The 13435-nt window shown below is 63.9% G+C and carries 12 protein-coding genes; 10 read left to right on the forward strand and 2 right to left on the reverse strand.

Translation table 11 applies throughout. The features are described 5' to 3' along the window. Positions 1-84: 84 nt before the first annotated feature. On the reverse strand, positions 85-1110 hold the full coding sequence (locus tag BJY26_RS05640) for a LacI family DNA-binding transcriptional regulator (protein WP_179426438.1): 1026 nt from the start codon (positions 1108-1110) through the stop codon (positions 85-87). A 179-nt stretch (positions 1111-1289) separates the two neighbouring features. Here BJY26_RS05640 and BJY26_RS05645 point away from each other — a divergent pair, with 179 nt between their 5' ends. Genes BJY26_RS05645 through BJY26_RS05685 form a run of 9 tightly spaced genes read left to right on the forward strand, consistent with a single transcriptional unit; the run spans position 1290 to position 11046 of the window. Next, positions 1290-2606, forward strand: a complete 1317-nt coding sequence (locus BJY26_RS05645) for an ABC transporter substrate-binding protein (protein ID WP_179426440.1) — start codon at positions 1290-1292, stop codon at positions 2604-2606. After that, the gene (locus BJY26_RS05650; protein WP_179426442.1) at positions 2603-3523 is read left to right on the forward strand and encodes a carbohydrate ABC transporter permease; all 921 of its coding nucleotides are present in this window, start codon (positions 2603-2605) and stop codon (positions 3521-3523) included. Before BJY26_RS05645 ends, BJY26_RS05650 begins: the two co-directional genes overlap by 4 nt. A 5-nt stretch (positions 3524-3528) precedes the next feature. Beyond that, positions 3529-4428, forward strand: coding sequence for a carbohydrate ABC transporter permease (locus tag BJY26_RS05655; protein ID WP_179429799.1), 900 nt, complete (start codon positions 3529-3531; stop codon positions 4426-4428). Between the two features lie 27 nt (positions 4429-4455). Continuing rightward, the gene (locus tag BJY26_RS05660; protein WP_179426444.1) at positions 4456-5685 is read left to right on the forward strand and encodes a Gfo/Idh/MocA family protein; all 1230 of its coding nucleotides are present in this window, start codon (positions 4456-4458) and stop codon (positions 5683-5685) included. Then, complete coding sequence (locus tag BJY26_RS05665) at positions 5682-6689, forward strand: sugar phosphate isomerase/epimerase family protein (RefSeq protein ID WP_179426446.1); 1008 nt, start codon at positions 5682-5684, stop codon at positions 6687-6689. The genes BJY26_RS05660 and BJY26_RS05665 overlap by 4 nt, the downstream gene beginning before the upstream one ends. A 36-nt stretch (positions 6690-6725) precedes the next feature. Further along, positions 6726-7433, forward strand: coding sequence for a ThuA domain-containing protein (locus BJY26_RS05670; protein WP_179426448.1), 708 nt, complete (start codon positions 6726-6728; stop codon positions 7431-7433). Continuing rightward, entirely contained in the window at positions 7418-8539 is a 1122-nt protein-coding gene (locus BJY26_RS05675; RefSeq protein ID WP_179426450.1) for a Gfo/Idh/MocA family protein, read from the forward strand. The genes BJY26_RS05670 and BJY26_RS05675 overlap by 16 nt, the downstream gene beginning before the upstream one ends. Before the next feature lie 46 nt (positions 8540-8585). Further along, positions 8586-9779, forward strand: a complete 1194-nt coding sequence (locus BJY26_RS05680) for an ROK family transcriptional regulator (protein WP_179426452.1) — start codon at positions 8586-8588, stop codon at positions 9777-9779. A 4-nt stretch (positions 9780-9783) separates the two neighbouring features. Beyond that, positions 9784-11046 (forward strand): M20 family metallo-hydrolase, encoded by a 1263-nt coding sequence (locus tag BJY26_RS05685; RefSeq protein ID WP_179426454.1) that lies wholly within the window; start codon positions 9784-9786, stop codon positions 11044-11046. Here BJY26_RS05685 and BJY26_RS05690 read toward each other — a convergent pair. Further along, positions 11043-11663 carry a TetR/AcrR family transcriptional regulator gene (locus BJY26_RS05690; RefSeq protein WP_179426456.1) on the reverse strand — a complete coding sequence of 207 codons (621 nt, stop codon included), beginning with the start codon at positions 11661-11663 and terminating at the stop codon, positions 11043-11045. The genes BJY26_RS05685 and BJY26_RS05690 overlap by 4 nt on opposite strands. Positions 11664-11735: 72 nt before the next feature. Here BJY26_RS05690 and BJY26_RS05695 point away from each other — a divergent pair, with 72 nt between their 5' ends. Continuing rightward, the gene (locus BJY26_RS05695) at positions 11736-13400 is read left to right on the forward strand and encodes an amidohydrolase (protein WP_237248915.1); all 1665 of its coding nucleotides are present in this window, start codon (positions 11736-11738) and stop codon (positions 13398-13400) included. Positions 13401-13435 lie beyond the last annotated feature (35 nt).

The raw sequence follows: 13435 nt of genomic DNA on the forward strand, positions 1-13435 counted from the left end.
TTTGTCGAATGGTGTGCTCGGAAATATGTTGTTTCATACAACATATACCAGGATCAGTCCGACGCCTACCCCGTGCGTCCGTGTTTATTTGTCCGGTGGCGCCGCCGTCGACTCGCGGATGACGAGTTCGGTGGCCAATTCGACGTGGTACGACTCCAAACTCTCCCCGCCGGCCAGGCGTATGATGGTCCGAAGGGCGGTGCGCCCCATGTCCTGGAGTGGTTGGGCCACCGAGGTCAATGGGGGTACGGCGTGTTCGGCCAGGTGGGTGCCGTCGAATCCGACGATGCTCATATCGGCAGGTACACGGACGCCGCGAGAGCGAGCGACTTGGAGTGCGCCGAGGGCGATGGCGTCGTTGCCGGCGAAAACGGCGGTCGGCGGAGTATCGAGTTCCAATAAGCGTTCCATTGCCCGCACGCCGGTGGCGGTGTCGAAGGAGCCGTCGGTGAGGTAGTCGCTGTCGACCGGAATTCCATGGGCCATCATTGCCGCGAAAAAGCCGTGCAAGCGCGCCTGCGAGCATTCGGCGGCAGCCGGTCCACCCATATGAGCGATCCTTGTGTGGCCGAGGCCGATCAGGTGCTCGGTGGCGGCTTTTCCGCCGGCCCAATTGGTGGCGCCGACACTGACCAGGCCGGTTCGCGGCGGGTTGAGCGGATCGATGACGACGACCGGAACGCCGTGGCGGTCGAATTCCCGCAACTGGGATTCGCTGACTTCGGAGGTGACGAGGATCAGACCCTTGCGTCCGGAGCCGGCCACTCGGGCCGCCCACTCGCCGGTGTCGATTCTGCGCAATTGGGCGGGCGTCACTTGAGACAGCACGATTTCGACATCCTGTCCGGCGGAGTGTCCAATGATGCCGCGCAGCAGCTCGATCGAGTACGGCGTCTTCAACCCGTCGAAGACCAGGTCGACGAGGGCCGGACCGGTTTGATGCATCCGGCGTTGCACGGGCGACTCGTATCCGAGTTCGTCGAGAGCCTGTCGCACGCGCGAGCGGGTGCCGGGTGCCACGTCGTCGCGGCCGTTGAGCACCTTGGACACCGTCGGTGTGGAAACGCCGGCGAGTTGGGCCACGCTCATTAGTGTGGGACGTCTGGTCATGGGTCCTCCGACGGGTCGAAATAATTTCGTAATTTCAGTATGCCCCATAACCCCCATTCAGTGCAGCCTTGACGGCCGGTGTGACCCACGATACAGTTTCGGAAATCCTCAATTAGTTGCGAAAAGTTTCGCCGCGATGAACACGGCCGACGGTGGCCGTCACAGTGATCGGATGGGATATGAAACTTCGGAAGACGCACACACTCATTGCCGTGGCGGCAGCCGCCGCCCTGACATTCGGGGCCGCGGGATGCGGATCCAGCGGCCCGGGAGACACAAGCAGCGGGAGCCCCGCCAGCATGTGGGGCCTCACCGGCGGGGACCAGCCAATACTGCAGAACTCGGTCGACGCGTGGAATAAGAAGCACCCGGATCAAAAGATCAACGTGAACTTCTTTGCCAACGATGCCTATAAGACCAAGGTCCGCACCGCTGTCGGGGCCGGCAAGGGCCCGTCGTTCATTTACGGTTGGGGCGGCGGGGTACTGAAATCGTATGTCGATTCCGACCAAGTGATGGACTTGACCGATTTCCTGAAGAAGAACCCGCAAGTGAAGAAGCGCTACATTCCGTCCGTCTTGAAGAACGGGCAGAGCAACGGCACCACGTACGCCCTGCCCAACAACAAGATCCAACCGGTGATGCTGTTTTACAACAAGGAGCTTTTCAAAAAGATCGGCGCCGAACCGCCCACGACGTGGGATGACCTGATGGCGCTGGTGCCAAAATTCAAGAAAGCCGGTATCGCGCCGCTCGCGCTCGGCGGCCAATCGAAATGGCCCGACCTGATGTGGCTGGAATATCTCGCCGACAGGATCGGCGGCCCGCAGGTGTTCAAGGACATCAAGGACAATAAGCCCGGCGCCTGGTCCGATCCGGCCATCATCGAATCGTTGACAAAGATTCAAAAACTGGTCAAGGCCGGTGGATTCGCCGAAGGCTTCTCCTCCGTCGCCGCCGACAGCAACGCCGACCAGGCGCTGCTCTACACGGGCAAAGCCGCAATGATTCTGCAAGGCAATTGGATCTACCAGTCCATGAAGACTGACGCACCCAAATTCCTGAAGGCCGGCAAGCTGGGGTACACGACGTTCCCGTCCGTGAGCGGCGGCAAGGGCAATGCCAAGAACATCGTCGGCAACCCGTCGAATTTCTGGTCGATCTCCTCCAAGGCGTCGACCGAGCAGAAGCAGACGGCCAAGGACTATCTGAAGTCGGCCCTGTTCGACAAGTCGTATGTCAAGGACGTCATCAAGAGTGGTGCCGTGCCGCCGGTCACCGGCATCGAAAAGCAGATCGCAGCCAGCGACGACAGCAAATTCTTGATGACCGCCTACTCCATGGCCAAGAACGCCCCCAACTTCCAGCTGTCATGGGACCAAGCGCTCAGTCCCAAACAAGGACAGAAGATGCTGACGCAGCTCGACCAGATCTTCCTGCGGAAGGTCACGCCGAAGCAGTTTGCCCGAGCCATGAACGAAACCATCAAGAAATGAGTGAGATCCTGAGCCGTTCGCGGCGGGCCGGACGGGCCGGGAAGGTCGGCAGGGCCGGCCCGTCGGCGTGGCTGGCCGCGCCGGCTCTCGCCTTCTTCCTCGGTTTTGCCGTACTGCCGATGCTCGGCGTCGTGCTGCTCAGCTTCACGAACTGGGACGGCCTCGGTGCCATCACGTGGGGAGGGCTGACGAACTGGACCCACGTCTTGACGTCCTCGGTCACGGCGACGTCACTGTGGGTCACGGCGAAAATCATGTTCTTCTCGTACATCGTGCAGACCCCGATCAGTATCCTGCTCGGCGTGTTCACTGCCGGCCGGCAAAAATACCGGACGGTGTTGGCAGTGCTGTATTTCGTCCCGCTCCTGTTGTCGTCGGCGGCAGTGGCGATTGCGTTCAAGGCGCTGCTGGACCCCAACTTCGGCGTCGGCCCGGCACTGGGCTTACCGGTTCTGGCCCAAGACTGGCTGGGCGATCCGAATCTTGTGTTGTTCGTGGTCGTATTCGTCATCGCTTGGCAATTCGTGCCGTTCCACACGCTGATCTATCAAGGCGGCGTCCGGCAGATCCCGGCGTCGTTGTACGAGGCAGCGGAAATCGATGGCGCCGGCCGCGTGCAGCAGTTCCTGCACATCACCCTGCCGCAGCTCAAGTACACGATCATCACGTCGTCCACGTTGATGGTCGTCGGATCGCTCGCCTACTTCGATCTGATCTTCGTGCTCACCGGAGGCGGCCCGGGCATTTCCACCCGGCTGCTGCCGCTGGACATGTACTTGACCGGATTCCAGTCCAACGAGATGGGCGCGGCAAGCGTGCTGGGCGTCATCTTGGTGGTCATCGGACTGGCCCTGGCGCTGATGCTGCAACGGCTCGGCGGTAAAGACCGAAACGTCAGCCAACTCGAGGGAGCCTGATGACGATGCCGAGCCGGGTAGCGGACCGGGACACAGCACCGCCCCCGCAGGAAAACGTCCGCGAGACGTCCGCCGCGGCGGCCCCCACGCGGCGCCGGCGCAACATCCTCGGCGGGCTGGGCGGTTGGGTCTGGCTGGTCGTCATCATCCTGCCGATCTATTACGTGGTGATCACCAGCGTGAAAGAACAAGCCGGGTTCTTCTCGGCCAATGCGCTGCTGCCGCCGGCCGATCCGACTCTCGCCAACTACGAGTTGGTCTTGCACAACCAGTTCGTCCGGTACTTCTTCAACAGCGTCGTCATCACGATCGGCAGCGTGATTCCGGCGCTGCTGGTGTCGTTCATGGCGTCGTACGCGCTGGTCCGCGGGCGCGGACGGTTCTTGTCGTGGACGAATTCGCTGTTCCTGCTCGGGCTGGCGCTGCCGATCCAAGCAACGATCATCCCGATCTATTACATGATCACGAAGATGCACCTCTACGACACGCTGCTGGCGTTGATCCTGCCGTCCATCGCGTTCGCCATCCCGATCACGGTGCTGATCTTGAACAACTTCATGCGCGACATCCCCCGCGATCTCTTCGAATCGATGCGCTTGGACGGATGCTCCGAGTGGTCGATGCTTTGGCGGCTGGCGCTGCCGATGACGCGGCCGGCCCTCGTCACGGTCGGCATCTACAACGGGCTGCAGGTGTGGAACGGATTCCTGTTCCCGCTGATCCTCACGCAAAGCCCCGAGGTACGGGTGCTGCCGTTGTCGTTGTGGACCTATCAGGGCGAATTCAGTGTGAACATTCCGGCGATCCTGGCCGCAGTCGTGCTCTCGACGTTGCCGCTGCTGGTGCTGTACATCCTCGGACGCCGGCAAATGCTCAGCGGTCTCACCGCGGGGTTCAGTAAATAGGCGAGTTCGGTAATGAAGGAGGCATCAATGACGGGCAGCACGCCGCTGCGGGTCGGCATGGTCGGTTACGGATTCATGGGCGCCGCGCATTCGCACGCGTGGCGGACGGCGGGCCGTTTCTTCGACCTGCCGATGAGTCCGCAGCTGACCGCCGTCGCCGGTCGCAACGAGGAGGCGGTTCGCGCCGCGGCCGCGACGATGGGCTGGTCTTCCGTGGAGACCGATTGGCGCGCGCTTGTCGACCGCGACGATATCGATCTTGTCGATATTTGCTCGCCGGGCGACACGCATGCGGAGATCGCGATCGCCGCGCTGGAGGCCGGTAAACATGTGCTGTGTGAAAAACCGTTGGCCAATTCGGTCCAGCAGGCAGAATCGATGGCCGCGGCGGCAGCCGACGCTGCGGCGCGCGGGGTGTACGCCATGTGCGGCTTCGCCTATCGCCGGACGCCGGCGCTATCGCTGGCCAAGCGGATGGTGTCGGATGGCCGGCTCGGCGAGATCCGCCAGGTGCGGGCGCAGTATTTGCAGGATTGGCTCTCGGACGCCGACGCCCCGTTGACGTGGCGTCTCGACAAGGACGCGTCCGGCTCGGGCGCCCTGGGTGATATCGGCGCGCACAGTATCGATGCGGCGCAATTCGTGACAGGCCAACGGATCAGCGGAGTGTCCGCGCTGCTGGAGACCTTTGTGCGCAAGCGGCCGGTAGGCGGTGACCGCGTCGGCCTCGGCGGGCACGGCGAAACCGGCGACGACGCGGTACGCGGACCGGTGACCGTCGACGATGCGGCGATCTTCAGCGCCCGGTTCGACGGCGGACCGATCGGCGTGTTCGAAGCCACCCGCTACGCGTTGGGGCGGAAGAACGCCATGCGCCTCGAGGTCAACGGGTCCCGCGGTTCAGTCGCATTCGATTTCGAAGAATCCAACATCCTGCGCTTCTACGACGGCACCGATGACGCCGATGCGTCCGGCTTCCGGCGGATCATCGTGACCGAACCGGAACATCCCTACGTCGGGCACTGGTGGCCGACCGGGCACGGTCTCGGCTACGAGCACAACTTCACCCATCAAGTCGTCGATCTGCTCACGGATATCGGAGCCGGCGTGCAGCCGACGCCGTCGTTTGCCGAAGCGGCAGGAGTGCAGCGCGTTTTGGCTGCCGTTGAAGCCAGTGCTGCCGACCACAGCAGGTGGGTGCCCGTCACGGCGTCCGGCACGCGGGGCGATACCCGCCAGACAGGAGAAGAGCAATGACCAGGCCGATTACGCTGTTCACCGGGCAATGGGCGGATATGCCGTTCGAGGAGGTCGCTCGGCGCGCCGGAGAATGGGGCTACGACGGGCTCGAAATAGCATGCTGGGGCGATCATCTCGACCCGTGGCGGGCCGCCGAGGACGACGGATATGTGCGCGATCGGCTCGACATTATGGAAAAGAACAACCTCGGCGTCTACGCCGTTTCCAACCATCTGAAGGGACAGGCGGTCTGCGACGACCCGATCGACGAGCGTCATCGCGCGATCCTTCCGGACCGGATCTGGGGTGACGGCGACGCCGAAGGGATCCGCCAGCGCGCCGCCGAGGAGATGAAGGTGACGGCCCGCGCGGCCGCGAGGCTCGGCGTGCGTACCGTCACCGGATTCACGGGGTCGTCCATTTGGAAATATGTGGCGATGTTTCCGCCCACACCGGACGAGTTGATCGAACGCGGCTACCGCGATTTCGCGGACCGGTGGAACCCGATCATCGACGTCTTCGACGAGGTAGGAGTCCGGTTCGCCCTCGAACCGCATCCCAGCGAGATTGCCTACGACTATTGGACGTCGCGGCGAGCGCTGGACGCAATCGGTCATCGGGAGAACTTCGGGCTGAACTTCGATCCGTCACATTTCGTATGGCAAGACCTCAACCCGGTCATGTTCCTGTCCGACTTCCGCGACCGGATCTACCACGTGCACGTCAAGGAATCAGTGAAACAGCTGGACGGGCGCAATTCGCGGCTGGGATCGCACTTGCCGTGGGGCGACCCGCGGCGCGGTTGGGATTTCGTCACGGCCGGACACGGCGACGTCCCGTGGGAGCCGATCTTCCGGATGCTCAATTCCATTGGCTACGACGGGCCGACGAGCGTCGAGTGGGAGGACGCCGGCATGGACCGGCTCCAAGGCGGGGCCGAGGGCGTGGCGCACGTGCGCCGCCTCGCGTCGATCACGCCGTCCGGCGCCTCGTTCGACTCCGCATTCTCCACGACCAACTGAGCCGGCCCCGTACCGGATAAAAGAAAGAGACACGCTATGACGCATGCAGCGACGCCGAAAACCGCACTCGTGGTGCGCGGCGGCTGGGAAGGCCACCAACCGGTCGAGGCGACCGAACTGTTCATCCCGTTCCTGGCCGACAACGGCTACGAGGTCCGCGTCGAAGAATCGCCGAAGATCTACGCGGACGCCGGATACATGGCCGGGGTGGACCTCGTGATGCAGTGCAACACCATGAACACCATCGAAGCGGACGAATTCAACGGGCTGCGGGCGGCGATCGAAGCCGGCACGGGGCTGGCCGGCTGGCATGGCGGCATCGCGGACTCGTACCGCAACCACGCCGACTACCTGCACCTGATCGGTGGACAATTCGCGTGCCATCCGGGCAAACACCCCGACGAACGGATCGGTGAGCAGTCCGACAACTATGTGCCCTACACGGTGAACATGCTCCCGGCGGCCGCTCGGCATCCCATCACGGAAGGCATTTCCGACTTCGAGTTGGTGACCGAACAATACTGGGTGCTCACCGACGACTACATCGATGTGCTGGCCACCACCACGCAGGCCGTGCGGGAATGGGACCCCTGGCATCGACCCGTCACGTCGCCGGCCGTCTGGACCAGGCAATGGGGCAACGGCCGCATCTTCGTGAGCACACCCGGGCATCACGTGGACACGCTCACCGTCCCGAACGTCCGCACCATCATCGAAAGGGGACTGTTGTGGGCGAGCCGGTGAATGTCGGAATCATCGGGTGCGGCGCCATCATCACCCAATATCTGCAAACCATCCCGCGCCTTGCATCGTTGCGACTGTGCGCCGTGGCAGACCTCGACGCCGACCGCGCACGCGATGCTGCCGACAGTGCCCGGGACGCCGGCGTCCCCGGCGTGCGGGCGCTGACAGTTGCGGAGTTGTTGAATGACCGGCAGATCGACGTCGTTCTGAACTTGACGACCCCTGCCGCGCACGCGTCGGTGGCAGTGCAAGCCATCGAATCCGGTAAGAACGTGTATGGCGAGAAGCCGCTTGCCGCCACGACGGATGAGGCACGCAAGGTCCTCGACGCCGCGGCGGACGCCGGGATTCATATCGGCAGCGCCCCCGACACGGTATTGGGGACCGGCGTGCAAACGGCGCGCCGGGCCATCGACGACGGGCTGCTGGGTCGCCCGGTGGCGGCGACGGCCACGATGGTCACGCCCGGGCATGAGCGGTGGCATCCGAACCCGGACTTCTACTATGTGCCCGGAGGTGGGCCGCTGCTGGACATGGGGCCGTACTACGTGACGGCGCTGGTGACGCTGCTGGGCCCGGTCGCCTCGGTGATCGGCGCGGCTAATCACACGCGGATCGAGCGGACCATCGGGTCGGGGCCGCGACAAGGAGAACGTATCCCTGTTTCCGTCGACACCCACGTCACGGGGGTGCTGGTGCACGAATCGGGCGTCCTGTCGACGCTGGTGATGAGCTTCGATGCGGCGGCGACCCGGTCGGCGAATATCGAGGTGCACGGCGAAAAGGCGTCGCTCGTGGTCCCGGACCCGAACGAGTTCGGCGGCGACGTGCGACTGCGCGCCATCGGTGACGACGACTGGCGCACACTGCCGATATCGGCTGGATACCGGGAAGCGGCGCGCGGGTTCGGGCTCGGTGATATGGCAGTGACGGCGGCCGGGGAGGAGCCGCGGGCCGGCGGCGTGCTGGCCTATCACGCGCTCGACGTGATGGAGTCACTGTTGGCGTCGGCAAAGCGGGGCGCATCGGTCACAGTGGAAAGTAGTTGTGCCCGGCCGTCCCCGGTCCCGTTGGCCGACGCGCCGTCCGCGATAAAGTCGGTGTGACGGGCGCCGGCGCGCCCGGTGGATGCCGAAAGAATGAGGGACGGCTGTGGCAGAGGGGCGACGCGGGAACAATCTCGATGCCGTCAAGCGTCATAATCTGTCCACCGTGCTCTCGCTCGTGCACCGGCGCGACGCGTCGTCCCGGGCGGAACTCACTCGCGCGACGGGACTGAACCGGTCGACGACCGCAGCCTTGGTCAATGAACTCGCCGGTCGCCGGCTGGTCGAAACGTCTGCCCCGGACGCAAACGCGCGCGTGGGCAGGCCGAGCCCGCTGGTCGCTGCGAATCCGGACGTCGTGGCGCTAGCCGTGAACCCGGAGGTCGACGCCGTGACGGTCGGCGTGGTCGGGCTCGACGGCACAGTGCACGAGGTGGAGCGGCATGAGACCGCAGCCATCCCCGCGGCGCGCGACGCGGTGTCGATCGCCGCCGACATGATCGCCCGGCTGGCGTTTCGTCGCGCGGGACCCAAGCAGGGTGCGCGCCGCGTGGTGGGCGTGGGCGTGGCCGTTCCGGGCTTGGTGCGGGAATCGGACGGCGTCGTGCGCCTTGCCCCGCATTTGAAATGGACTGACGAGCGATTTGCCGCCGAACTGGCCGAAGCGACCGGGTTGTCCGTGTGGGCGGCTAATGACGCGAACCTTGGCGCAAACGCCGAACATCTCTTTGGCGCGGGCCGGGGCGTGACCGAAATGGTGTATGTCAACGGCGGCGCCAGCGGTATCGGCGCCGGAGTCATATCGGCTGCCAGCCCCTTGACGGGGATATCCGGGTACGCCGGCGAGCTCGGGCACACGCTGGTGAACAGCGGCGGACGCCGGTGTCACTGCGGCGCGGTGGGGTGTCTGGAAACGGAAGTGAGCCAACGGGCACTGCTGGACGTGCTCGGATGGAAGGCTGCGGACGCCGGCGAATTGGAAGAGGCGTTGACCGGAGGCAAGGCTAACGGAGCGGTTCGCCGCGAGGTGGATCGGCAGTTGGCGTCCCTGGCCGTGGCGTTGCGGAACGCGACAAATGTGTTCAATCCCCAGCTGATCGTGTTGGGTGGATTCTTGCGGGCTTTGGTTTCCGCGGCGCCCGGACGGTTGGACGAGCTCGTGGTGGCCGAGGCACTGTCGGTGTCTGCCGAGTCGGTGCGGATCGCGCCGGCCGAGTTGGGGACCGAGTTGCTGATGATCGGCGCGGCGGAGCTTGCATTTCGTGCACTGATTGCCGACCCGGCCGAATGGAAAGGGTGAGGATATGAGCGGCACGACGAGACGCGAGGCACTGATGCCGGACTCCGAGCGGATTGCTGCGGACCTGCGCGAGTTGTCGTCATTTACCGAAAGCGCCGAACCGGGATGGAGTAGGCGCGTGTTCTCGGAGCCGTATCGCGCCGCGCGCGGCTTCGTCGAGCAGCGAATGCGCGGCGCCGGGCTCGACACCCACGTGGATGCGGCGGGCAATATCGTCGGCCGGCTGGCCGGACGCCGTCAGACACTGCCGGCGCTGATGACCGGGTCGCACACGGATACCGTGCACGCCGGCGGCCGGTTCGACGGCATGGTGGGCGTGCTCGGGGCTATCGAGGTGGCCAGGCGCCTGCGCGAAACCGGTACCGAGTTGGAGCGGGACCTGTACGTCGTTGATTTTCTGGGTGAGGAAGCGAACCCGTTCGGGCTCTCGTGCATGGGGTCACGGGCGATCGCGGGCAGCTTGAGCCGGGACCACCTTGATCGGCAGGATGAGACAGGGTTGCGCCTTGGCGACGCGATGAGTCGATTCGGTGTTGCGCCGGAGCATGCCTTGGAAATGGCGTGGTCACCCGGGTCCCTGCAGGGGTATGTCGAATTGCACATCGAGCAAGGTCCGGTTCTGGAGCGGGGAAGCAAGCAGATTGGCGTGGTCACTGCCATCGCCGGCATCGAGCGGCTACTTGCGTCGTTCAGCGGACGTGCCGATCATGCCGGCACGATGCCGATGGCGGGCAGACAGGACGCGTTGGTGGCAGCGGCGTCCGCAGTCTTGACGATCGAGCGGGAGGCGTGCGGCGCCCCGATCCACGGGGTTTCGACCACCGGACGAATCGAGTCGTCGCCCGGATCATTCAACATTGTGCCGGACGAGGCGCGGATCTGGGCGGAAATGCGCAGCATCGATGCGTCCTGGCTGCAAGGGGCAAAGCGCCGCGTGGCCGAGCGGATTGCCGCCGAAGCGTCGGACCGAGGCGTAGATGCAGTGCTCGAGTGGCTGAACGACTCGGAAACCGTGAGCGCGACGACGTCCGTGCAGGACCGCATCGCCGGAGCGGCCGACGACCTCGGGTTTTGCTGGGAAGCCATGCCCAGCGGCGCCGGCCATGATGCGGCCCACATCGCGGCGATCGCACCGATGGGCATGATCTTCGTGCCGTCGGCCGGCGGGCGCAGTCACGTGCCGGAGGAGTTCACCGATGTCGCCGACATTGCCCGGGGCGTTCACCTGTTGGCCGCGTCGCTCGTCGATCTGGATCGCGGCAATTAGCCGGTGGGCTTCCGTGGCATGATCGCCGGGCAGCCGGCTTGGGAAGCGTACAGGCGGATTGCGCGGCGCGCCGCATCGACTGTGATCAAGCTATTTCCCGCGACAATATGCAGCCCATAGGCATCTTCGAGGGCGACAAAGTTCATTGCGATATCCGGAATCTCGCCGACCGGATTGAATGAATCCGCCGCTGCTCCCGCCTCGAGGATCTCCGTGAAAACCGCGAGTTGACGTCGATAGAGTTTGCGGACGAGCCGGTCGTGTAACTCCGAGGTGCCGGCGAGCACGTCGAACTCGTATAGGAGACGCATCAATGCGTCGTCCGGTCCACTTGGCAGGCCGGACTCTATCGCGATCCCGAGTTTCTGGCTCGGGCCGTCGGCACCCGACACGAGTGCTTCACGCTCGTCGCCGACGCGCTGAATACCGGCGGCGTGCGCTTCGACCAGGAGAGAGTTCAGGTCGTCGTAGTAATAGAGCAATGCGCCGCGCGTGAGTCCCGCTTCGTTGGCGACATCGGTCATCGACAACTGTCTCAGTCCGCGTCCGGCAGCGGCAGTGAGTGCGGCTTGAATGAGATCCTCACGCCGGCGTTCTTGTGTACGAGGGCGAGCCATCTCTTGACAGTATCGTATGGCGAGTGTCACACTCCAAGAGTTATTTGACACTAACGTCAAATAACTCGTGAGGTGATTGAAGGAGTGCAGCTCGTGATGATGCTCGACACGCTGTTCACCGGTGGGGCGGTTCGGACTTTTTCCGTCGGCGCACCGTGGGCTGAGGCCGTCGGAGTCACCGATGGCGTCATCAGCTATCTGGGAACGGCCGCCGATGCGCCCGCTGCGCGGTCCACGGTTCACTTGGACGGCCGGCTGGTTACCCCGGGCATCATTGATTCGCATAATCACTTGCTGTTGGGATTCGATGACGACGCGGTCAGTCTGGAGGGAGCGTCAACTCTCGCCGAAGTTCGACGACGAATTAGTGAGCATGCGGTTGCTCGCCCGGATTTGAAGTGGATCTGCGCGGAAAATGCCGTGTATTCCGTGGTCGATGGTCGCCGTCCGAATTCCGACGATCTCGCCGGTTTGACCGACAGGCCCATTTTCATCACTACGTACGATCAGCATTCGGTGTGGCTGAACCACGCTGCGATGTCCGCTTTGGGCATTGATCGCGGCGGCGATATCGCATGGGGAAACCCGGAACGGGACCGTTCCGGCGGACGGGCCACCGGCTGGGTGACTGATTTCTATACGTCTGCGATGACGAGACACGGGCTTGAGGGGTTGCAGGGATCCATCCCGCTGTACTCCCCGGAACGGCGGTATCGGAGGCTTGTCTCCAGCCTCGATATGGCGGCTCGGTTTGGCATCACGACGGTCGTGGAGCCGCAAGTACCTCTGGCAGAGCTGGACCTGATGTACCGGGCGGAAGCGGAAAAACGAATGAGATCGCGAGTGATATCAGCGATCTATCATCCAGTCGGGGCGGACGCCGAGTTTCGGCGTGATATCCGCGAGGCCGTTGACGATGGACCGAAAACGGGAAAGCTACGTCTCGGACCGGTCAAGCTATATGCGGACGACGTCATCGAACCGCATACGGCAGCCATGTTGGACGATTACTCGAACCGACCCGGTAAACGGGGACGGCCGACGTTGCCTCCGACGGAATTCTCCGCGCTGGTGACGGAACTTGATCGCATGGGCTTCAAGACACACACGCATGCGACAGGGGACTGGGGCGTGCGAGTGGCGCTTGACGCTATTGAGGCCGCAGCGGCCCGGAACAAGACCGTCGATCGTCGCCACGGCATTGTCCATGTGGAATGTCTTGATCCGGAGGATCTCCCGCGTTTTCGTCGCTCGGGGATCGTCGCCGCTATGCAACCGCGTCACTGTTCGCCCGATCTTGTTGCCGGAACGTGGATGGAGAATGTCGGTGAAGATCGGTGGGATCGTGCGTGGCGGTACAACTCGCTTATCAAATCGGGTGCTCATGTTGCTTTTTCCAGTGACTGGCAGGTCGGTGAAATGGACCCGCTGGTGGGGGTCTACAGCGCTATGACCAGAGCCGGTCTGAACGGCGACGCCGCGTGGACGCCGGACGAGCGGGTCGGACTTGACCAAGCACTCCGAGCGTATACGCAGGCCGGAGCATGGGCCTGGCATGCCGAGAATGAACTGGGATCGCTCCAAATCGGCGCTCGGGCGGATCTCGTCGTTTGGTCGGAAAACTTGTACGACCTCCAGGCGGGCGAACTGCTTGACCAACGTGCCGATCTCACCGTCGTCGGCGGCGAAATAGTCCATGACGCAACATCCGAAAGCGGCGCGGTCGGGGCCGCATAGCACCCTCCGATCATCAAATATCCGTTAGCGAAGCG

The organism is Spelaeicoccus albus, assembly GCF_013409065.1.
Classification (GTDB): domain Bacteria; phylum Actinomycetota; class Actinomycetes; order Actinomycetales; family Brevibacteriaceae; genus Spelaeicoccus; species Spelaeicoccus albus.